Consider the following 22,579-nt stretch of genomic DNA (forward strand, 5'->3'; position numbering starts at 1 on the left):
ATAGATTCGCTTAGGAGCCATCCTGGCTTATAATTTCTTAAATGAACGGCGTCTCTCTTCTTAATCGATTGATAAAAGGATTTAGCAATGAGCTGTCATCCGATGTGTTAATTCTAGGACTTCAAACCGATAGTCGAAAAGTCCAGAAAGGCGATCTTTTTATTGCTTATCCGGGGATGCGTTCAGACGGACGTCAGTATATTAAAGAAGCGATTGATAAACAGGCGGTGGCTGTGTTTTTCGATCCACATGACTATAAACCTTCTATAGAAAGCCCAGTTCCTCTAATTCCTATTTCACGATTACAAAATCAGGTGGGAGAAATTGCCGCTCGTTTTTACAGCCATCCCACAAAGCACCTGAAAATTATCGGCGTCACAGGAACCAATGGAAAAACTTCATGCACGCATTTTATCGCCCAATTATTGCAATCCCAAGGAATGCCGTGTGCGGTAGTAGGGACTCTCGGCTATGGTTTTGTAAGAAATTTAACCAAAACAAATTACACCACTCCGGATCCTCTTCAATTGCAACAAGCTTTTGTGCAAATGCGTACAGAAGGGGCGAGGGCTGTTGTAATGGAAGTTTCCTCACACGCCTTAGACCAGCATCGAGTGAATGGCGTGCATTTTGATATTGCCGTTTTCACCCAGTTATCTCGTGATCATCTGGATTATCATGGAAGTATGGAAAATTATGCTCGGGCAAAAGAATTATTGTTTGAGAAAATTGGTTTAAGTTACGGAGTGGTTAATTGTGATGATGAGTTTGGCAGATACCTTATTGCGAAATATCATAAAAAACTCATGCTGATTGGTTATTCTATGAAGGGAATAAAGAATGATCGAGTTCCTTTAATAATGGCAACAGCTATAAAAACATTAGACCAAGGATTTTCGGTGACGGTTCAAACCCCGTGGGGAAATGGTACATTAACTACCCCTCCTCTCTTTGGACGATTTAATATTAGTAATCTCCTGGCTGTCATCGGGGTTTTGGGATTATCGGGTGTGTCTTTAGAAAAATCATTTTTGGAGTTATCAAAATTAAAAAACGTTCCTGGTCGAATGCAGTTAGTTGAATGTGCGAGTGGTCCTCAGGTGGTGGTGGATTATGCGCATACTCCCGATGCCTTAGAAAAGGCGTTGATGTCACTGCGAGAGCATTGCCGTGGCCAATTAATTTGTATTTTTGGTTGTGGTGGTGATCGCGATCGAGGTAAGCGTCCGCAAATGGGGGCTATTGCGGAACGCTATACGGATCAGGTTATCGTGACTAATGATAATCCCCGCAGTGAATCGCCTTTGGCAATTATCCAAGATATTAAAGCAGGGTTTAAAAATCCGCAGTCGGTGGTAGTCGAAACTGACCGCGCTGCTGCAATTCATTATGCGGTGCAAAAAGCTACCGTTGATGATATTGTTTTAATCGCAGGTAAAGGATATGAAACCACCCAAGTCATCGGCAGGGACGTCTTACCTTTTGATGACGTTCAGGAGGCCCAGAAGGCGTTAAACCTATGAAACTTTCACAAACCGCTCACATTCTTAATGCAAAATTCAAAGGAAAAGATGGAGATTTCGAATCCATCAGTATTGATACTCGCACCATCCAACCCGGGAGTCTTTTTATTGCTTTGCAAGGTCCGCATTTTGATGCTCATAATTTCATAGATGCGGCGGCAGAACGAGGGGCCATAGGAGCGATTGTGAGTCGTTGGATAGAAACACCCTTGTCCCAAATTTGTGTCAATGATACCCATGCCGCTCTTATTCAATTAGGAAGTTACCAACGCGACCAAATGAAAGAAGTAATTGTAATAGCGGTGACAGGGAGTTGTGGTAAAACAACCACCCGAGTATTACTCGCCAGTGTCTTTCGCCAGCAGAGGAATGTGTTAGTTAGCAAAAGAAGCTTTAACAATAATATTGGATTACCATTGACCTTGATGCGATTGCGTGCTGAGCATGATTATGCTGTCGTAGAGCTTGGAGCGAACCATCTTGGTGAAATTGCTCAGTTAGCGCAAATAGCAAAACCCAACATCGCTATTATTACCAATGCAGGTCCTGCGCATTTAGAGGGTTTTGGCAGTATTGAGGGCGCAGCAAAAGCGAAGAGCGAAATTTATCAAAGATTACCTCCGAATGGGATTGCTATCGTTAACAACGACGATCGTTTTGGAGATTTCTGGCGAGAAATAATAGGTGTTCGGCGAACTATTACTTTTGCGTGTAATAATCGAGCCGATGTCGCCGCAAAAAATATTTCAGTAAACCCAGAAGGGCAACCTCACTTCCGTTTGATTTTGCCGGATGGGGAAGTTGATGTTCAATTGTCGCTTTTAGGCAGATATAATGTAATGAATGCCTTAGCAGCGGCGGCGGCGGCCTACGCTCAACAGTTGCCGATTATGGCGATAAAAGCCGGTTTAGAGGCAACTTCGGCAGTTAGCGGACGTTTAGCGTCTCTAAAAGGGTATCGAGGAGCCACTATTATTGACGATAGTTATAATGCTAATCCTTTATCAGTATCCGCTGCCATTGACGTTTTAGCTACTTGTGGCAATCGCTCGATTTTGGTTTTAGGAGATATGCGGGAATTAGGTGAAGGAGAAGATCAATTACATCGTAAAATGGGTGAGCAGGCGTTGCAGTCTGGTATTCATGAACTCTTTTGTTATGGATCTTTAACCCGACATACCGTTGAGGCTTTTGGCAACAATGCGTATCATTTTGATGATCAAGAGAAATTACTGAGAGCGTTAAAAAATAATTTAGATAAAAATACAGTCGTGTTGGTAAAAGGTTCCCTTTACATGAATATGGGAAAAATTGTGAAGGGACTAATCGAGGAATAAGCATGCTGCTCTGGCTCACTAATTTTTTAAGTAACCATTTTTATGGTTTTCGCGTTTTTAATTATTTAACATTTCGTTCTATCGTAAGTGCTTTGACTGCATTGATTATTGTTCTCTCTTTTTCTCCATATTTAATAAAAAAACTTAAAAAATTACAAATTGGCCAAATGGTAAGAGATGACGGTCCTCAAGCCCATTTGAAAAAATCCGGCATTCCTACTATGGGTGGTATTCTCATTATTTTGGCTATTGCTATTAGTGCGTTATTATGGGGAGAGCTTACCAGTCGATTTATATGGATTATTTTATTGGTTATAGTAGCCTTCGGGCTTATAGGTTGGGTTGACGATTATCGTAAGGTAATTAAAAAAAATAGTAAGGGGTTATCTGCGCGTTCGAAATACCTGCTTCAATCACTAATTGGCCTCGTAGCAGCGATTTACCTCTACCTTACCGCCACAACTCCTGCTGAAACTCAATTAGTCATTCCTTTTTTAAAAAATGTAGCCCCTAATTTAGGCCTTCTTTATATTTTTCTTGCTTATTTTGTCATAGTGGGTAGCAGTAACGCTGTAAATTTAACCGATGGTTTAGATGGTTTAGCTCTTATGCCAACTATAGTCATTGGTGTGGCACTAGGAATTTTCGCTTATTCTAGTGGGAACCACCTTTTTGCAGAATATTTAGCGATTCCTTATATTCCAGGGGTAGGTGAAATTGTTGTTTTTTGCAGTGCTTTAGTCGGCGGTAGCCTGGGTTTTTTGTGGTACAACGCTTATCCGGCGCAAGTTTTTATGGGGGATGTGGGTTCATTAGGGTTGGGGGCTGCTTTAGGAGTAATTGCCGTAATAGTTCGTCAGGAAATAGTTTATTTTTTTATGGCAGGGATTTTTGTTCTAGAAACTCTCTCTGTCATTATCCAGGTAGGTTATTTTAAACTATCATCAGGGAGTAAAAGGGTTTTTCGAATGGCACCACTGCATCATCATTTTGAATTAAAAGGTTGGCCTGAGCCCAAAGTTATTGTTCGGTTTTGGATTATTACTTTTATTTTAGTGCTTTGTGGGTTGACTACCTTAAAATTGAGATAATATGACAGGCAAACAACTAACCGTTATTTTAGGCTTAGGCAAAACCGGATTATCCTGCGCCCAATTTTTGGCGGAAACAAATCAACCATTTGCGATTACTGATAACCGACAAGAACCTCCACAATTAAAAGAATTTATCCAAGCTTATCCCCATGCCAAATTAGCGCTAGGGGAATTTTGTGAAAATTTATTAAATGAAGCACACCAAATTGTATTAAGTCCCGGTGTATCTCTTTATAATCTTGCCATTGCCAATCAAGTGGCGATAGGTAAACCTATTATTGGTGATATTGAATTATTTGCTCGCGCCGTCAAAAAACCCGTTATCGCCATTACGGGCTCCAATGGTAAAACAACGGTGACGACCGTTGTAGGGTTAATGATGAAGGCCGCAGGGATCAATGCTATTGTTTGTGGTAACATCGGACAACCGGTATTACAGCAACTTCACCTCGATCCTGAATATTACATTCTGGAATTATCGAGTTTTCAATTGGAAACAACCTTTTCCCTCCAACCTCACGCTGCGACGATACTGAATATTAGTGAGGATCATATGGATCGCTATGCTAGTTTTCAAGAGTATATTCGAGCCAAACAACGGATCTATCATTGCTGCCAGACTCCTATTGTCAATGGGGATGAACCGGAAATCTGGAAAAAAATTTCATTTAAGGAAAAACCTCTATCCTTTGGATTAGAGAATCGTGCTGATTTTTCGTTAATAGAACATAATCATAAAACTTTCATCGCTTATCAGCGCCAGAGGCTTATGCCTATTGAAGAGTTAAAACTAAACGCTATCCATCATATTCAAAATGCATTGGCTGCTTTAGCCTTAGGAAAAGGAGTAGGTGTACCTATGGAGGCTATGCTTGAGATTTTGCGTGACTTTACGGGAATCCGTCATCGTTGTCAGTGGGTACGAAAATACAAAGACGTTGATTATTATAACGATTCAAAAGGAACCAATGTCGGTGCAACTCAAGCAGCTATTATAAGCTTGGGAGAAGTCGCCAAAGGAAAATTAATTTTAATTGCCGGTGGCCAAGGTAAAGGCGCTGATTTTTCCGCTTTAAAGAACGTAGTCAAGCGTTATGTGAAACAAATCGTTTTAATTGGCGAAGATGCGCCATTATTAGAAAAAGCTTTGCGGCGTTACACGAAAATCTCGCGCGCTTCTTCCATGGAAGAAGCTGTAAAACAGTCTACCGACATTGCTCAACAGGGTGATGTCGTTTTGTTATCCCCTGCCTGTGCCAGTTATGATATGTTTAAACACTATGGACATCGGGGTGATGTGTTTATTGAAACGGTGGAAGGACTTTAATGCGGCAAAAATTGCCAGCCTTAGGACTTTACGACCGTTGGATTATTATTTCTACTTTATCCTTGTTGGCCTTGGGTTTACTCATGGTGGCTTCGGCTTCTATGGTTATTTCAGACCGTCAATTTGGTTATCCTTTTCATTATTTTATTCATCAATTGGTTTATTTAATTTTAGGCTTATTGCTTGCTGTTACAGCTTCTCGCGTGCCAATTAAAATTTGTCAGAAATATAGTGGTTATTTATTTTTATTAAGTTTTTTATTGTTAATAATCGTCTTATTGCCCGGGATTGGCAGAATGGTTAATGGGAGCCGACGTTGGATCCAGTTGGGATGTTTCTCATTGCAGGTCTCAGAAATAGTGAAATTGGCTGCAATTTTATATTTAGCCAGTTATTTGCAACGCTACCATAACGAAGTACGTGAAGAGCTCAAAGGTTTTTTAAAACCTATGGTTCTTGTGATGTTTTTGTCCAGCTTATTATTATTAGAGCCTGATTTTGGCGCCGCTGTGGTGGTTACTATAACCTATATGGCTCTTTTATTTCTCGGTGGTGTGCGCTTGTGGCCCTTTTGTGTGTTGTTAATTCTAGTGCTAATTTCTTTAGCCTTATTGGCAGTTTTATCCCCTTATCGATTGCAGCGACTAACCGCTTTTTTAAACCCCTGGCATAATGCGTTTGGTTCAGGTTATCAATTAACTCAATCGTTAATTGCTTTTGGGCGTGGAGGGTTATTCGGTGTTGGTTTAGGCAATAGCATACAGAAGCTGTTTTATTTGCCGGAAGCGCACACGGATTTTTTATTTGCAGTGCTTGCTGAAGAACTGGGTCTCATTGGCGAGCTTTTGGTGTTTACCTTATTTATTATTTTAATTGTTCGCATTTTTGTAATTGGGCGCTGTGCTGAAACGAATAATCAATTATTTTCAGCCTATCTCGCTTACGGATTTGCTTTATGGCTCGGCTTGCAGACACTCATCAATATTGGTGTCAACATAGGTGTTTTACCGACTAAAGGTTTGACTTTACCTTTTATCAGCTATGGAGGAAGTAGCATGCTGATTAATTGTTTAGTAGTTGGGATCTTACTGCGAATTGCTTATGAAATTCACTGGGAAAATAGCACGAAGGGATCACGATTGACGAATTATTAATGCTGGGATTATGAATTGAGCTTGAACAATAAAAAAACTAGTCAGGCAGCCTAATGGGAAACTCTGCTGGGCAGTATAAAATAAATGAAGCGAATATTAATTATAGCTGGAGGCACGGGAGGACATATATTTCCTGCTCTGGCGGTGGCGCGTGCGCTGCAACAGCAAGGCGTAGAGATTCATTGGTTAGGAACTGCGAGCGGCTTGGAAAAGAAACTGGTTTTTCCTGAATTTCCATTGAATCTTATCCGAATTAGAGCACTTCGAGGCAAAGGATTATTACAGAAGTTTTTTCTGCCTTTTCGTCTGGCCCGAGCCATTTTTCAATCTTATCGAGTGATCCGACGAGTGAAGCCCCAAATTATTTTAGGGATGGGAGGATATGTGGCAGGGCCTGGTGGTCTTGCCGCCTGGTTGACTTGTACTCCAATGGTAATTCATGAGCAAAATGCGGTGGCAGGATTGACTAATCGTGTGTTAGCAAAAATAGCCCGCTCTGTACTACAAGCTTTCCCGGGGACTTTTGCTGGGGGAGGAAACGTAAGGACTACTGGAAATCCCATCCGAGCTGAATTAATCAACACTCCTTTGCCGCGAGTCCGCTTGCTGAATCGGAAAGGTCCTTTGCGAGTTTTGGTCTTGGGAGGTAGTCAAGGTGCTCGTCCGATTAACCAAAAAATGGTGACTACTCTAAGGAATTACCCTAATCCCCAAGAACTCATGCTATGGCATCAAACGGGTCAGGCGGATTTTGATCGGCTTAAAAAAGCTTATGAAACGCTGGACTTCGAAGCACGAATTGATGCATTTATCGACGATATGGTAAAAGCCTACACATGGGCTGATTTGATTGTGTGCCGCTCAGGTGCTTTAACGGTAAGTGAAATTGCAGCAGTAGGTGTAGCCAGTATTTTTGTTCCCTATCCTTATACTGTAGATGATCATCAATTTCACAACGGTTGCTTTTTAGCGCAAGCAGGGGCTGCTATTATTATTCCAGAGAAATCATTAACGGAAAAATGTTTGATCCTTTATTTTGAGCAATTTGCTCTCGACAGGAATCGTCTGTTAACAATGGCAGAATGCGCGCGGAATTTAGCGGAGCCTAAAGCCGTGCAGAATGTCATTAGTGAATGTAAGAAGCTGTTATGATTCTGAATGGAAAAGTAATTAAGTATATTCATTGCCTAGGGATTGGCGGAATTGGCGTTAGCGCGCTTGCTGAAATTTTATTGAAAAAGGGATACCAAGTTAGTGGTTCTGATATTGCTCCTAATAAAAACACCGAAAGGCTCCATCGTTTAGGAGCTGAAATCATATTTAATCATAACGGGACAGCTGTCATGCGAGCGGATTGTGCTATTTATTCAAGTGCAATTATGTTGACCAACCCTGAATTCATTACCGCCCAACAAGCCAAAATCCCGCTTTTAAAGCGGGGTCAAATGCTAGCTAAAATGATGGCGGCTTACCAATCGATTGCAGTGGCCGGTGCCCATGGAAAAACCACCACCAGTGCTCTTCTGGCTAATGCTTTTGTTATTGCTGATTTAGATCCTACGTTTATGGTTGGCGGTGTGTTAAATGATAGCCAAACGCCTGTGCGGGTGGGAAATGGACCTTATTTTATTGCCGAAGCTGATGAGAGCGATGCATCTTTTCTCTATATGCATCCTAACATTGGCATAATAACAAATATCGATGCCGATCATCTAAGCACCTACGGAGGAGATTTTAATTGTTTGAAAAAAACCTATGTACAATTTCTTGATCAAATTCCCCAAGGGGGGTGGCTATTTTGTGTAAGGATGATCCTGTGTTAAATGAATTAATTCCCACGTTATCTCAGAGAGTGATTAGCTATGGATTTTCGGCGGAAGCTGATTATCAAGCGGATAATTATTTACAAAAAGGGTTACAAACCCATTTTCAAGTTCATCGATTGTTGCAAGATAAATCGCCTTTGCCGGTTAAACTTAATCTAGTGGGTCGCCATAACGCCCTTAATGCTTTAGCGGTCATAGGGGTTGGTGAATTAATTGGGATGGATGAAAAAAAATGTTGCAATCCTTGGCGCAATTTTCTGGAGTAGATCGTCGTTTTGCTATTCGAGGTGAAATGCTTCTTTCGAATGGACAAGCACTGGTGGTTGAAGATTATGGGCATCACCCGAATGAAATCAAAGCGACTCTATCAGCGGCGCGCGCTGCCTGGCCTGAAAGGCGACTCATTCTTGTTTTTCAGCCACACCGTTACAGTCGGACAAAAGAATTAATCCACGATTTTGCTTCGGTTTTAATAGAGCCTGATTTATTAATATTGCTTGAGGTCTATAGTGCAGGGGAAACGCCTATTCCAGGGGCCGATGGAAAAACATTGTTAAAGATTATCGAGCAACAGACCACTAAAAAGGCTGTCTTTGTCCCGAGATTGCAGGATTTACCCGAAATATTGCGAAAGTTGGTGCAACCCAATGACGTAGTTATTCTGCAAGGTGCCGGTAATGTGGGAGCTGTTGCAACCACTTTAATTGGAAGTCCACCAGTGAGTTTCTTTTAATTAGCAGAGTTTTCGGATGCGGGAAGAAAAATTTAATAATGTACGAGGGGAGTTAATTTATAACCATAATTTAGCGCGTTACACTTCCTGGCGAGTGGGCGGTAATGCCGAACGATTTTACCAGCCTGCTGATTTATCGGATTTACAAAATTTTCTTGGCCAATTACCACCTGGTGAGCTATTAACCTGGTTGGGTTTGGGGAGTAATATTTTAATTCGGGATGGTGGAATCAAAGGAACAGTAATTTTAACTTTGAACCGATTAAAAAACGTTTCATTTTTTAAAGAAGACAAGCTATTAATGATCCGTGCCGAATCGGGTGTAACTTGTGCTAAGTTAGCAAAATTTTGCGCGAGCCAAGGGCTAGAGGACGGCGCTTTTTTTGCAGGAATTCCGGGAACCGTAGGCGGAGCTTTAGCCATGAATGCTGGTGCTTTCGGCGGAGAAACCTGGCGTCATGTTGTTCGTGTCGAAATAGTCGATCATGGAGGTGTTCTCCATAAGCGACAGCCGGATGAGTTTAAAATTAGTTATCGCGAAATTCAGGGTCTTAACAATCAATTTTTTGTCGCCGGTTATTTTTGTTTTAATCAGGGGGATACTACTAGAGCTAAGAAAGCCATAAGTGCGTTGTTAAAAAAACGCAGTAGCTCTCAACCCATCGGGACTTTTAGTTGTGGTTCCGTTTTTCGAAATCCGCCGGGCGATTATGCGGCTCGACTCATTGAATCTGCAGGATTGAAGGGAACAAAAATCGGTAATGCAGAAGTTTCAGAAAAACATGCTAACTTTATTTTAAATAAAGGCGAGGCAAACGCTTCCGATATCGAACGTTTAATTCAAAATGTTGCCCAGCGAGTTTATGAAATTCATGGCATCCAATTGATCAGAGAAGTGCATATTGTTGGTGATTATGAAATGGCGTAAGAAAAATAAAATTAAATATTTGTGGGCAATCCAGCTGCAAAAATCAATTCCTTCTCTTTTAGGGCTAGTCGTTTTTGCTATGGTTTTAGCAGGAATATTTACCCTACGTAATCCTAAAACCTTCCCTTTTCGTCAGATTAAAATAACCGCGACTGGGACTCACCTGAAAATACCGGAATTAAAGAATATTGTAATTCATCATATAAACGGAGGATTTTTTCTTTTAATGCTCGTGAATTGCGATTCGCTTTAACGGCGTTACCATGGGTGTATGATGTTTCTATTCGGCGAATATGGTCGAGCGAATTAGAAATTGCGGTCGCGGAGCAAAAGCCTTTAGCCCGATGGAAGAAAACTCAATTAATATCCAAGCTAGGTACATTGTTTACCCCGCCCATTGCAACAATTCCTAAAGATTTGCCTGAACTCCAAGGGCCTGAGGGCAGTGAAAAAATTGTTCTCGCTCGATTTGAACAATTCGATCGATTATTGCGATTATTGGAACCGTTGCATATAAAAATAACCGCCTTGCAGGTAAGCGACCGTGAAGCTTGGTTTCTCGTATTAAACAATCATATCCAAGTTTATTTGGGGCATGAAGATATCGATCAACGATTTGAAAAGCTGGTTCGTTTTTACCGTCAAATTATTGGGAATCAAAGCGAGCAGGTTGAACATGTCGATCTTCGTTATCCCAATGGCTTAGCCGTTCAATGGAAGAGAGTGCCCTCGCCATAACTCGTCTAATGTAGAAGGAAATTAACTCGCTCCGAAAATGTAGCACGAGGCTTCGGTCCTTTTTTCCTTTCTTCCGTAGCTAAACCAGTGGTTTGATTTCCCAGGGGCTGATATTTTTAATTCCCAAGCCTAGCTTTTAGCAAATCCCCAATAAGGTTTTCCCTAATTTGAGGAACAGGTGTAGCCAGTAGTGCAGCAATTGCCTCTCGATTGGCGGAGAATTTCCCATAGTGTTGGGCATCATATTTCTAAGAGGTCTATTTAATGAAGTCTATCATATTTAATGCCCAAGCTAGCCGTTAACTGAAGAATAAAAGATACCGTTTTGGTATTTCGATTCCAAGCAGCACAATACAATGTGTGATGCGTTAGTAGATTGTCGATTTCTACTACGGAGGAGGGCGAGAAGACGCAGGGGCGGCGTCTAGAAGCTCAGGATCTTGAACCTCTCTATAGTCATTATGCGCGCCCCGGGCGGGTGGGTGATACAAAGACTGCAGTTGCGTATTTCGTAGCTTCGACAGAGCCGCTTTTAGCAGTGAGAAGCAATATTATATTCCATCCTATCGAGCCTGGTTCGCAGGAATTATTGCCCAACTTCCACTCCATGATGGAAAAATTTATTGCTTCAATAGCGCCTTTTTCCGCTACCGAAAGAAGTACTACGTCCTTGCCATCACCGTCTTTGCATGAAATATCCTTGGGAATATTAAGCGCTTCTACGCAATATTTCATTGCGCGTATAGAAATTGCCGCGAGCAGCGTAATCCAATCGATCCATCTTCACCCCCGCTCTATGGGGATCAATTTCCAAATTATTAATAACGTATTCCATTTTTTCGATAAAATTATTTTGTGCGGCGAGGTCGAGCAGATTGGCACACTGGGTGTCTGTGAAATCTCTTGCAACCTCGAATTCTTCATGGGCATATCGGATAGCTTCCAAGAGAACCACTTTTAAGGTCGCCATATACAGGGATTCGTATTATTGACATCATTTTGCGCCAGGTTGGCTTCCCAAGTGACTGCGAATAGCCTCATCGCAGTTGCGTCCTACTCAGGGTCCAACCAACCCCCTAATACAAGACGTTGGTGCCCGCGTGGGTTTGTTGTTTTCGCGCTGAGCCCTTTTAGCAATAGCTTATTTTATCACAGATTCCTCACCGCTGAGACAATAAAGTTGCCAAAGCGTTACGAAACGTCTTTTAAAAGAAGGAATTTTCTTTAACATTTGAATAGATTTATCATGATTTTTCATAGAATGGTTAGTAAACCTCCATTAAATTCAAAGCTTGGTTATAACCGAGATTGAATAATTGGTAGCGCCGGTAATATAGCTTGTTAATTTCAAGCCGAAAAAATTGGCAAGTCGGTTGAGCTCTTGCTAAATCTCGTACCGATAAAAAAGCAGATAGTGTATCATTTAAAAATGACTGAGGGAGAGCGCCTTAATAATCCTTAGCAAAGCGCTTGAATTGGTTGGTTCTGCCCTAACGGCCATAGTTTGCAGAATCTGGAAAATAGTTAATAAAAAGAGTGTGAAAGAAAACCAATAGAGGTATAAGAAGGCAATAAGCCGATGAGCGTTGTTGTATTAGCTTGAGTTGTGAATGGAAAGAAAATAGTTGATAAAACTGGTGCAAAATAGGCATAAAATGCAAAGTCAACCCAAGCAATAATATTCGAGTGTAAGGGTCAAAAGGCTATTTTAAACATCTTATGCGATCGAAACATCTAAGGTCTATTTAAAAAAATGCTATAGAGTTTCCGAAGAGTTGTCGAGAGCTGATTAGTGATCCGCGATTAATTTTTGATAACGGTTATTGGCAAAGGAGTACGCAAATTTCGCCTTCCCTAATGTCAAAAAATTAAAGATGGATAGCAAATTGATTTTGGGTAAGGCAATTCTGAATCTAGGAAAAGATTAAACAATTTTGGTAAAAAGAAATTAGAGCTTGTTTTAAAAATTTATTGGCATTTTTTGGTTTGATTGGTTGCTTCAATTAACGAAACCCAACGGGTAATAAAATCGTTTTCTTTTATTTTCGCTGTTTAACAAGGCTTGCAACCTACCGCACTCATTATGGCCTACGCACTGATTATGGCCTAAAATAATAAAATATTTTACTTGCAAGTAATAAATTGCAAATTCTAATGCTGCACTTGTGCTATGATGCCGATACCCTTCATACGATTCATAGGGTGAGATAATATTGGCTACATTACGCACGATAAATAATTTCCCTGGGTCGTCAACTGAAGAACTAAGATAGGATCAACACGCGAATCGCAACAAGCTAGCTATATACTACCCTGATTTCAGGGCGTTGGTCATAGTAAGCCAGATCCTGCATCACAAAGTTATCGCCAGTGGCGTATTTTTTCGGAAAGAACAGGGAAAGTAGCCTTGAATAATTTTGTTAAAAGATTTTTCTATTTTACGAAGTATGGTCTGAGATTATTTTCCAACCTGCTTGGGTGTGTTGGAAAAAGGGTTGTAAAAAAACCATAAAAAACCACTAGAAAAAGTGTTTTCTGAAGTTTACTTTAAATAATAACGACCCACAACTAAAACATAATCCTGTGATAACCGATCGATCAGATAAGGGAATAAAATTAGTTTTCCCATCGCCTTTGAGTTGGGAAAGCGATGGATTAAATTTTCTCGGATTTGAGAAAAGTAGCCGTGAACAAGAGAATGCGTGATGCATAACGTGTCCGGAGGAGTTACGATAGATTTTCAAATATTGTTTGAGATTGCTTTGGTTCCAACATTGCGTTGCTGTCATTAAGATAGTGTTCATATAAGATAGTGTATTTATGTATAGAAATGAGCGAAAATTGGGGGTGTAGTAGAGCAGAGGAATAGAGCAATTGAAAAGACACCTGTGAATTTTTTTACTTGTTAATCTGATTGAGACTATTTTGGACTGATTGAGATTATTTTGGAAAGTATCCCTTTTTCTGTTAACTAATGCAATTGTATAAGTTTTGGATTATATTTGTCCATCCTGAATTGTCCATCCTGAACTGAATTAATTTTGGACGCTCTCTTTATTTTAAGTAGAAAATAAAGACAATGTTATAAGATTTTGATAATTTAAAAAAAATATATTTAAGAGTGATAAAATTTGAAAAATAGTGCTAGAATTGCGATTAATTTTTAATAGTGCTTTCAAGGTATATCGCTTATACTAATGATTTAACAGTCAATGTGGGCAGGGACACAGGGAGACTTTGGCAACTATGCCGAAAAATCCGGAAAAAAATCTTATTTTTGCGTTAGATATTGGCACTAGCAAAATAGCTGCGCTCGTTGGAGAAGTGGGCCAAGATAACCAAATTGAAGTTATTGGTTTTGGAACACATCCATCACGTGGACTAAAACGTGGTGTGGTAGTCAATATTGAATCAACCGTGCAATCCATTAAGCGTGCGATTGAAGAAGCAGAATTAATGGCCGGCTATCAAATTCGCTCCGCTTACACGGGGATTGCCGGTAGTCATATTCGCAGTTTAAATTCTCATGGGATTGTGGCAATTCGCGATCGCGAAGTTAATCAATCGGATGTAGATCGGGTAATCGATGCAGCGAAAGCAGTGGCTATTCCTGCTGATCAAAAAATACTGCATATTTTGCCGCAAGAATTCATCATTGATAACCAAGAAGGTGTTCGCGAACCTGTGGGAATGTCAGGAGTTCGCTTAGAAGCGAAAGTACATATCGTTACCGGCGCCATGAGTGCTGCTCAGAATATTACTAAATGTGTTCGCCGTTGCGGGTTACAAGTGGGTGATATTGTTTTGGAACAGCTTGCTTCGAGCCATTCGGTATTGACTGATGATGAAAAAGAATTAGGTGTTTGTATGGTTGATATTGGCGGGGGTACCACGGATATAGCTATCTTTACGGAAGGGGCTATTCGTCATACTCATGTTATTCCGATTGCGGGCGATCATGTAACCAACGATGTAGCGGTAGTTTTGTGCACCCCTACGCAATATGCTGAGCAAATTAAAATGAAGCACGCGTCAGCATTGCCGGAAGAAGTTGATCTTGAAGAAACCATACAGGTCCCGAGTGTTGCTAAAAGACCACCGAAACAAGTCCAAAAAAGAGGACTGGCTCAGGTAGTTGCTGCACGTTATGAGGAATTATTCGAATTGGTATTGACCGAATTACGACGTAGCGGCTTTGAAGACTTAATTGCTGCTGGTATAGTTTTGACAGGCGGTGCTTCACGAATTTTCGGATGTGTTAAATTGGGTGAAAGAATTTTTCAAATGCCCGTGCGGCTGGGGCTGCCTCAGTACATTAACGGATTAGCAGATGTTCGAGATAATCCTATTTATGCAACAGCAGTCGGCTTACTGATCCACGGTCATCAAAATCAAAATAACAATTCAGCGGCGTTTGATTTAGATTGTGGTTTGAGTTTATGGCAACGAATGAAAAGTTGGTTCCAGGGGAATTTTTAGGAGAAAAAGCATGTTTGAACTTGGCGAAACTTCACCCCAAGATGCCCAAATAAAAGTAATTGGTATCGGTGGGGGCGGCGGAAATGCAATCGAGCATATGATTGCTGAAAGTATTGATGGCGTCGAATTTGTTTGTGCGAACACTGATGCTCAAGCATTGGGTCGTTCCAGCGCTCGAATCGTGCTCCAGTTAGGTGAAGAAATAACAAAAGGTTTGGGTGCGGGTGCAGATCCGAATATTGGACGTCAGGCAGCTGAAGAAGCGCGCGATCGGATGCGAGAAATTCTCGAAGGGACTGATATGGTTTTTTTAACGGCCGGCATGGGAGGCGGTACGGGAACCGGGGTGGCGCCCATATTTGCGGAAGTGGCTAAAGAATTAGGAATATTAACCGTCGCTATTGTGACCAAGCCCTTTGTTTTTGAAGGTAAAAAGCGAATGGAAGTGGCTGAAGAAGGGATTAAAGCATTAACTAAATATGTCGATTCTTTGATCACTATTCCTAATAATAAATTGCTGAATGTGCTGGGTAAAAATATTACCTTATTAAATGCATTTAAAGCTGCCAATAACGTATTGTTAGGTGCAGTGCAAGGTATTGCAGATTTAATCACCCGACCGGGTTTAATCAACGTGGACTTTGCGGATGTACGAACAGTGATGTCCGAAATGGGTATGGCTATGATGGGAACGGGCGTTAGCAATGGTGAAAATCGTGCACGCGAATCCGCCGAAGCAGCTATTGCCAGCCCATTATTGGAAGACGTAGATTTCACGGGTGCCCGTGGAGTATTGGTAAATATTACTGCTGGAATGGATCTCTCTATTGGAGAATTTGAGCAAGTAGGTGAAGCTGTTAAAGCATTTTCATCGGAAAACGCAACGGTAGTGGTTGGCACGGTGATCGATCCTGAAATGAGCGATGAATTGCGAGTGACTGTTGTGGTTACTGGACTTGGTACGCAAAATAGTGGAGGTGCTAGTGGTGTGCCTCTTAAATCTGTAAAAAATATAAAAAAAGATGTCACGTTGGATTATCACCAATTGGATCGTCCAACGTATATGCGAAACCAAGAGGAACCCTCTAAACGAACAGTGGAAATAGATAAACATCGAGACCGTGATTTTGAATATTTAGATATTCCTGCTTTTTTACGCCGTCAGGAAGAAGATTAACGTTTGTAAAACGTGCCTCTTTCTTTTTTGGGGGGGGGGGGGGGATAACGCGTTCCTGTTAAATTTAAATAAAGGATGTGCTAGAATGTGCCTCCTTTTGGGAAAGGATTGAAATAATGATCAAGCAAAGAACTCTGAAAAATGTTGTCAGAGCAACCGGTGTTGGTGTTCACACTGGCGAAAAAGTTTATTTGACCCTCCGTCCCGCGCCACCCAATACCGGCATTATCTTTTGCCGAACGGATTTAAATCCTGTTGTAGAAATTCCTGCTACAGTTAATCATATTGGTGATACCAGTTTATCGACTTGTTTAGCAAAAGACGATGTTCGGGTGGCTACTGTCGAACACTTATTATCAGCTTTAGCGGGTGTTGGTATTGATAATTTATATATTGACCTTACTTCGCCAGAGCTTCCCATTATGGATGGAAGTGCTGGTCCTTTTGTATTTTTAATCCAGTCGGCTGGGATTGAAGAACAAAATGCTGCTAAAGAATTTATTCGAATTAAAAAAAGGATTAAGGTAGAAGAGGGCGAAAAAAGTGTAATAGTCGAAACCTATAACGGATTTAAAATTAGTTTTAGTATCGATTTCGATCATCCTTTATTTAATGAACAGAACCAAAATGCAACTCTTGATTTTTCGAGCACTTCCTACGTAAAAGAAGTTTCTCGTGCACGCACTTTTGGTTTTTTATCGGACTATGAATTCATTCGAAAAAATAATTTAGCCCTAGGTGCTAGTTTGGATAATGCGATTGTCTTAGATGAATATAAAATTTTAAATCAAGATGGCTTGCGTTACCCCGATGAATTCGTTAAACATAAAATCCTCGATGTGATTGGTGATCTTTATTTATTAGGCTATGGACTAATTGGAGCCTTTCACGGGGTTAAATCTGGTCACACTCTGAATAGTTCTTTATTAAAGAAATTATTAGCTCAAAATGAAGCTTGGGAAATTATTACTTTCAAAGATTCTTCAGAATTACCATTTTCTTTTACTCCCGTTGCTGTGATTGCTTAATCTGATTGGATAAATTAATTATTCCTTTGGTGTCCCCATGGAGGCTTATTCTTATTTTGTGTGCACGAGGAAAATGGGCATTTTTTATTTTGTTGTAAATAAAATATTCCTATTTAGAGAATTTTATTCTTGTTCTGCAAAATAAATCACTTCATAGCTAAAAAGCACCGCTATTCTAATTATTCCCAAAAATATTCTTTTTAAGAATATTTTAATAATCTCAGAATATAATTTGTCATATTATTTTAAATAATAATTAAATTCAAAGAAGAAGAAATAACGAGATCCGCTCAAGAAACTGTAATAGAAATTTCAATGATTGACCCATCTGCCCGCCTATTATCTTATGAATTAGCTAATTGGGTGGAAAGAATAAAAACTCGAAATTCTTTGATAATGAATCAATTGTGAAATTAGCGAAGAACATTGAAAAAAAGATTGAAGAACAAATTAGAAAAAATCAGTCATGGATTTTCCCTAATATATTGTAGTATATCGAAGATTTTTGCTAATTTTTCTTTTAGTAATTTTCTTCCATATCTATTTGTTTTACTAGCCGCAGGCTTATGTCAGTTAAAAAACTTTTTCAGTAATTCAAGCTGCTAGAGCATCCATTCATAACGAATGATCATAACGAATAATCTTTCCGTTCGGATCATGAACAAGTTTGGAAGATAGGTGGATGAGTTTACTCTTGATTTAGACTTTAACCCTATCGTGATAGAAACTCCGTTTTACAATCTATTTGCTCATTCCATTTCTTCAGTAAAATTAAATGAAATATAAATTAACCTTATAAAGGGAATAAGTAAGTTGGAGCTCGAACATCATATCAAAAAAATGTGGTATTGGAAATTTTTTTGATAAATTTAATCCAGGTAAAATTCCAGGTAAAATAAGAAAGAAAGCTGAAAAATTATTTAATTTCGCTTTAAATAGCTTCAAAGAGCAAATCAAGAAAATAAAAATAGACGTAAAAATCGAATTAGATACCCTTTTTGCTTCTTCTCTAGAAAAATTTAATGAAGTCAAAAAATAAGTGATCAGGAACTTAAAAAGTTTAGTGAAGAGTTAGAAAAAAATTCAAATCGTTAAAGATGATATTAATAGAATTAACGTTGTCAAAGACACAGCGATTGGAGAAATTGAATCGGTTTGGAATACTATAAAAGATAGCGTTGTTGCTATGGGTACTGACGTAGAGCGACAAATAAATCGCTTAAAAGTTGAAAGTATAAAATTAATTAATGGAAGCTGGGAAAGAAATAATTGATACTATTAATTTTTCACTGGAAAAAATTTTAGAATTCAGTAAACCGATAGTAAGATCGGTTGCTTCATCGGCTCGCGAGGTAATTGACTGGACGGATCAAGAAGCCATAGTCATGGTTCGTGGTAGTTAATAATTATCATTGGGAATTCCTTCGATAACATTTCGGTTATTAATTGCTGTTGCTGCTTATAAACTTTGTATATACCAAATGTTTGGTATTATCGTCGATTTAGGAGCTTGTAATGGTAAAAACTACAAAGGCATATTTACAAACTGACAAGGAATTGCAGCCTGAAAATCTCTTTTTAGAAAAGCTAGAAGCACAAAAAACTTATGAGTTTATAGCTGCTGTGGTATGCCTTTTATTGGAAGCTTCGCCCCCCTGATAAGGATGTTAAGAAGGAGGTAGAAGAAGCTCTTAGCATCATTTCTATGAAAGAACTTCCAAAAACAACTATAAAAAGCATACATAACTATTAGAAGTTAACTATCAGAGGTATTGATGGCTGCATTAAAGGATATTAATCTTCCTCACGAAGAAAGTGAGTTAATGAAAACAACATTTGAGTTGCAATTACTGATACCAACGTTGATTCTTTTCCTATCATTCTGGTAAATAAAAATTACCCCTGCGAGAAGGTCTCAGAAGCTTGTCCCAAAATACCAATAACCCAGGGCTCAAATCAAGTAAATTCTTGGACTCAAGGTCCGATCTATTTTGCTCTAGCGGAAATCCTGACGTAACGGAAGATATCACGCCAGACGCAACTTATATACTTTCTTTTAAGTATTAAAAATTATTGGTAAATCTGACGCAGCTTCAAATCGATATTTGAGGCTGCTGTGCCTATCTCTTCTATAAATTGGGTCGAACCCGACATTGGATCCTCTGAATCGCAAGATTTTGTTGAGCAAGCTGTTCCAATAGATGAGGAACTAAGTAGCGGACTCGGGTGGCCCAAACCGGGCTCTCTAACTGGAGGGTTAACGTTCCCTTCGAAAGATTCATAATTCGGCAATGAGGAACAATTTCTAGAGGCAGAATTTGATTCAAAAACCTTTCCACCACGAGCATTTGCTGTGCTTTTTGAACAATTAGCTTAAGTGAATTGGTTTGAAAACACTGTTTAATCGATTTAGCATCACTGGCTTGCATTTACTTCATACTATGAGAAAATTCTCCTTCATCCATCAATGATATACAATGCCGTTTATGATTGGCAATCTTATTAAGAAAGTAGTTGGTACTCGCAATGAGCGGTTGCTCAGAAGCTATTCCAGGACAGTCCTCAAAATTAACACCTTAGAACCCGAAATTAAGGCTTTATCTGATCAGGTTTTGCGTGCCAAAACCAGTGAATTTCAGAATCGACTTAAAGAAGGTGAAAGTCTGGACCCACTATTGCCCGAAGTGTTTGCTGTAGTGCGCGAGGCGAGCATCCGAACCCTAGGACTTCGTCACTTTGATGTGCAATTAATAGGGGGAATTGCTCTTCACAATGGTAAAGTTGCAGAAATGCGTACAGGGGAAGGGAAAACGCTGGTAGCAACGATGCCTGCTTATCTTAACGCCCTCACTGGAAAAGGTGTCCATCTTGTCACTGTAAACGATTATTTAGCTAAACGTGATGCGGAATGGATGAAGCCTATTTACGAATTTCTGGGTTTGACGGTGGGAGTTAATGTACCAGGAATGGGGCTTTCAGAAAAGCAAGCTGCTTATGCAGCAGATATCACCTATGGTACCAATAATGAATTTGGTTTCGACTATTTACGGGACAATATGGTTTTTAGCCTGGACCAACGTGTTCAGCGCCCATTGCATTACGCCATTATCGACGAAGTCGATTCAATTTTAATTGACGAAGCCCGAACACCTTTAATTATTTCAGGCCAGGCCGAAGAGTCCTCGGATCTTTATATCAAAATAAACAAACTTGTTCCCTTCTTAAGATTACAAAAAATGGAAGAAGGGCAAAAAGAAGAAGAGGTTTCGGAAGAAGATCGTGGCGATTACACCATAGATGAAAAAATCGACAAATTTATCTGACGGAACAAGGTCACCGAACCATCGAAGCTTTGCTTGTAAAGGAAGGGCTCATGAAAGCCGGAGAAAGCTTATATGATGTGGCAAACATATCGTTAATGCATTATGTATACGCCGCTTTGCGCGCACATGCACTGTTCTACCGGGATGTTCATTATATTATAAAAAATAACGAGGTGATTATTGTCGATGAACATACGGGGCGGTTAATGCCGGGACGTCGTTGGTCTGATGGTTTGCATCAGGCAGTTGAAGCAAAAGAAGGTGTTCCTATTGAATTAGAAAATCAAACCTTGGCGATGATTACTTTCCAAAATTATTTCCGCCTCTATGAAAATCTGTCCGGAATGACAGGTACGGCGGATACCGAAGCGTTTGAATTACAGAAAATCTATGGTTTAGAGGTTGTCATCATTCCTACTAACAAACCGATGATTCGACAAGATGAGCCGGATCAAGTTTACTTAACTTCAAAAGTGAAATTCCAGGCAATTGTTGAAGAAGTTAAAAAACGTCATGCAAAAGGACAACCATTGTTAATTGGAACTGCTTCGATTGAATCATCTGAAATAGTATCACAGTTTTTGAAAAAGGCCAATATTAAACATGAAGTTTTGAATGCTAAAAATCATGAGCGCGAGGCGAAAATTATTGCTGAAGCAGGGCGTCCGGGGGCGGTGACCATTGCCACGAATATGGCTGGACGTGGGACCGATATTGTTTTAGGTGGAAATTTGGAAGCTGAATTGGCTGAATTGGATAACCTGTCTGAGGAAGAAATCAAAAAGCGTAAAGTAAAGTGGCAAAAACGACATGACGCCGTTATTGCAGCAAGGGGGCTACACGTATTAGGAACTGAACGTCACGAGTCTCGTCGCATTGATAATCAATTGCGTGGTCGTTCGGGACGACAAGGCGATCCTGGATCTTCCCAGTTCTATCTTTCAATGGAAGATAATTTACTACGCATTTTTGCCGCTGAACGAATGTCCAATATGATGCGTCGCTTAGGAGTAAAAGAAGAAGAAGTTATTGAACATAAATGGATTAGTCGCGCTATTGAAAAAGCCCAAAAACGTGTAGAAGGAATGAATTTTGATATTCGAAAGCAGTTATTAGAGTATGATGATGTAGCTAATGACCAACGCAAAGTAATTTATCAGCAACGATTTGAATTATTACAAGCCGATAATATTGCCAATACCATTGAAGCAATTCGCGAAGAAGCAGTAAGTGATATGGTTAGTCTTTTTGTACCACCTCAAAGTTTAGAAGAAGAATGGGATGTCACGAGCTTAGAGAAGCAGATTCGTGAAGATTTTGGTATGGCCGCCCCTATAACGGAATGGCTCGAAAAAGACGAAGCTCTGTATAAAGGAACATTGCATCAGCGGATAATTGACGAAATTACCCATGGCTACAAAGAAAAAGAAGCGAGAGTCGGTTCAAACGTTATGCGCGATGCGGAAAAAACAATTATGCTGCAATTGTTGGATCATCATTGGAAGGAGCATTTGGCAGCAATGGATCATTTGCGACAAGGTATCCATTTGCGTGGTTATGCTCAAAAAATCCTGCACAAGAATATAAGCGTGAATCTTTTGAATTATTCACGAAAATGTTGGCGCGACTTAAATATGAGGTTGTTGCTACTTTATCGAAATTAGAAATCACGACGGAACAACAAATAGTGAAGCAGCAGAAACGATTGTTTCACCAAACGACTACCGAATTGCAATATCAACATACTGAAATGACTGCTTTACAAGGCGAAACAGATGTTGCTATCGCTGAACCTGAGTCCGTGCAGCCTTTTATACGCTCCCAACCTAAAATCGGGCGTAATGAAGCTTGCCCTTGTGGTAGTGGCCAGAAATATAAACATTGTCACGGAAAATTAACCTAACCTCATTTG

18 protein-coding genes and 2 pseudogenes are annotated in these 22,579 nt (G+C 39.9%); 16 read left to right on the forward strand and 4 right to left on the reverse strand.

Translation table 11 applies throughout. The annotated features are described in order from the left end of the window. Window positions 1-41: 41 nt before the first annotated feature. The 10 genes and pseudogenes from MRH55_RS02765 (at window position 42) to MRH55_RS02810 (ending at window position 10,660) form a co-directional block, all read left to right on the forward strand. On the forward strand, window positions 42-1,523 hold the full coding sequence (locus tag MRH55_RS02765) for a UDP-N-acetylmuramoyl-L-alanyl-D-glutamate--2,6-diaminopimelate ligase (RefSeq protein WP_304985924.1): 1,482 nt from the start codon (window positions 42-44) through the stop codon (window positions 1,521-1,523). Further along, a complete protein-coding gene (locus MRH55_RS02770; protein WP_304985925.1) occupies window positions 1,520-2,860 on the forward strand; it encodes a UDP-N-acetylmuramoyl-tripeptide--D-alanyl-D-alanine ligase in 1,341 nt (446 codons plus the stop codon). The genes MRH55_RS02765 and MRH55_RS02770 overlap by 4 nt, the downstream gene beginning before the upstream one ends. 2 nt (window positions 2,861-2,862) lie before the next feature. Beyond that, entirely contained in the window at window positions 2,863-3,951 is a 1,089-nt protein-coding gene (gene mraY / locus MRH55_RS02775) for a phospho-N-acetylmuramoyl-pentapeptide-transferase (protein ID WP_304985926.1), read from the forward strand. Window position 3,952: 1 nt separating this feature from the next. Then, window positions 3,953-5,281, forward strand: coding sequence for a UDP-N-acetylmuramoyl-L-alanine--D-glutamate ligase (gene murD, locus MRH55_RS02780; protein ID WP_304985927.1), 1,329 nt, complete (start codon window positions 3,953-3,955; stop codon window positions 5,279-5,281). After that, window positions 5,281-6,435, forward strand: coding sequence for a putative lipid II flippase FtsW (gene ftsW, locus MRH55_RS02785; RefSeq protein ID WP_304985928.1), 1,155 nt, complete (start codon window positions 5,281-5,283; stop codon window positions 6,433-6,435). The genes murD and ftsW overlap by 1 nt, the downstream gene beginning before the upstream one ends. An 84-nt stretch (window positions 6,436-6,519) precedes the next feature. Then, the gene (murG, locus tag MRH55_RS02790) at window positions 6,520-7,587 is read left to right on the forward strand and encodes an undecaprenyldiphospho-muramoylpentapeptide beta-N-acetylglucosaminyltransferase (protein WP_304985929.1); all 1,068 of its coding nucleotides are present in this window, start codon (window positions 6,520-6,522) and stop codon (window positions 7,585-7,587) included. Further along, window positions 7,584-8,994 (forward strand): annotated as a pseudogene (murC, locus tag MRH55_RS02795) (UDP-N-acetylmuramate--L-alanine ligase). Before murG ends, murC begins: the two are co-directional and overlap by 4 nt. 16 nt (window positions 8,995-9,010) lie before the next feature. After that, entirely contained in the window at window positions 9,011-9,922 is a 912-nt protein-coding gene (gene murB / locus MRH55_RS02800; protein WP_304985930.1) for a UDP-N-acetylmuramate dehydrogenase, read from the forward strand. After that, complete coding sequence (locus MRH55_RS02805; RefSeq protein ID WP_304985931.1) at window positions 9,909-10,175, forward strand: hypothetical protein; 267 nt, start codon at window positions 9,909-9,911, stop codon at window positions 10,173-10,175. Before murB ends, MRH55_RS02805 begins: the two co-directional genes overlap by 14 nt. Continuing rightward, complete coding sequence (locus MRH55_RS02810) at window positions 10,160-10,660, forward strand: cell division protein FtsQ/DivIB (RefSeq protein WP_304985932.1); 501 nt, start codon at window positions 10,160-10,162, stop codon at window positions 10,658-10,660. The genes MRH55_RS02805 and MRH55_RS02810 overlap by 16 nt, the downstream gene beginning before the upstream one ends. 459 nt (window positions 10,661-11,119) lie before the next feature. Here the strand turns inward: MRH55_RS02810 and MRH55_RS02815 are convergent, their stop codons facing one another. The 3 genes from MRH55_RS02815 to MRH55_RS02825 all read right to left on the reverse strand — a co-directional run bounded on the left by MRH55_RS02815 (window position 11,120) and on the right by MRH55_RS02825 (window position 12,890). Next, the gene (locus tag MRH55_RS02815; RefSeq protein ID WP_304985933.1) at window positions 11,120-11,395 is read right to left on the reverse strand and encodes a hypothetical protein; all 276 of its coding nucleotides are present in this window, start codon (window positions 11,393-11,395) and stop codon (window positions 11,120-11,122) included. Beyond that, the gene (locus MRH55_RS02820; protein ID WP_304985934.1) at window positions 11,370-11,630 is read right to left on the reverse strand and encodes a hypothetical protein; all 261 of its coding nucleotides are present in this window, start codon (window positions 11,628-11,630) and stop codon (window positions 11,370-11,372) included. Before MRH55_RS02820 ends, MRH55_RS02815 begins: the two co-directional genes overlap by 26 nt. A gap of 1,029 nt (window positions 11,631-12,659) precedes the next feature. Then, the gene (locus tag MRH55_RS02825) at window positions 12,660-12,890 is read right to left on the reverse strand and encodes a carbonic anhydrase (RefSeq protein ID WP_304985935.1); all 231 of its coding nucleotides are present in this window, start codon (window positions 12,888-12,890) and stop codon (window positions 12,660-12,662) included. Between the two features lie 1,007 nt (window positions 12,891-13,897). On the opposite strand from MRH55_RS02825, the gene ftsA reads away from it, so the two are divergent. From ftsA to MRH55_RS02850, 5 genes are all read left to right on the forward strand, one after another. Then, entirely contained in the window at window positions 13,898-15,139 is a 1,242-nt protein-coding gene (gene ftsA, locus MRH55_RS02830; protein WP_304985936.1) for a cell division protein FtsA, read from the forward strand. A gap of 10 nt (window positions 15,140-15,149) precedes the next feature. Then, a complete protein-coding gene (gene ftsZ / locus MRH55_RS02835) occupies window positions 15,150-16,316 on the forward strand; it encodes a cell division protein FtsZ (RefSeq protein WP_304985937.1) in 1,167 nt (388 codons plus the stop codon). A gap of 116 nt (window positions 16,317-16,432) precedes the next feature. Next, entirely contained in the window at window positions 16,433-17,344 is a 912-nt protein-coding gene (lpxC, locus tag MRH55_RS02840; RefSeq protein WP_304985938.1) for a UDP-3-O-acyl-N-acetylglucosamine deacetylase, read from the forward strand. A 1,247-nt stretch (window positions 17,345-18,591) separates the two neighbouring features. Next, entirely contained in the window at window positions 18,592-18,747 is a 156-nt protein-coding gene (locus MRH55_RS02845; RefSeq protein ID WP_304985939.1) for a hypothetical protein, read from the forward strand. 112 nt (window positions 18,748-18,859) lie between these two features. Beyond that, window positions 18,860-19,003: a hypothetical protein gene (locus MRH55_RS02850; RefSeq protein ID WP_304985940.1), complete on the forward strand. Its 144-nt coding sequence runs from the start codon at window positions 18,860-18,862 to the stop codon at window positions 19,001-19,003. A 470-nt stretch (window positions 19,004-19,473) separates the two neighbouring features. On the opposite strand, the gene MRH55_RS02855 is transcribed toward MRH55_RS02850, so the two are convergent. Continuing rightward, on the reverse strand, window positions 19,474-19,773 hold the full coding sequence (locus MRH55_RS02855; protein WP_304985941.1) for a DciA family protein: 300 nt from the start codon (window positions 19,771-19,773) through the stop codon (window positions 19,474-19,476). A gap of 57 nt (window positions 19,774-19,830) precedes the next feature. Here MRH55_RS02855 and secA point away from each other — a divergent pair. After that, a pseudogene (gene secA, locus MRH55_RS02860) lies at window positions 19,831-22,570 on the forward strand (preprotein translocase subunit SecA). The last annotated feature ends 9 nt before the right edge of the window (window positions 22,571-22,579 follow it).

Origin of the sequence: Coxiella-like endosymbiont, assembly GCF_030643785.1 — a bacterium.
GTDB lineage: Bacteria > Pseudomonadota > Gammaproteobacteria > Coxiellales > Coxiellaceae > Coxiella.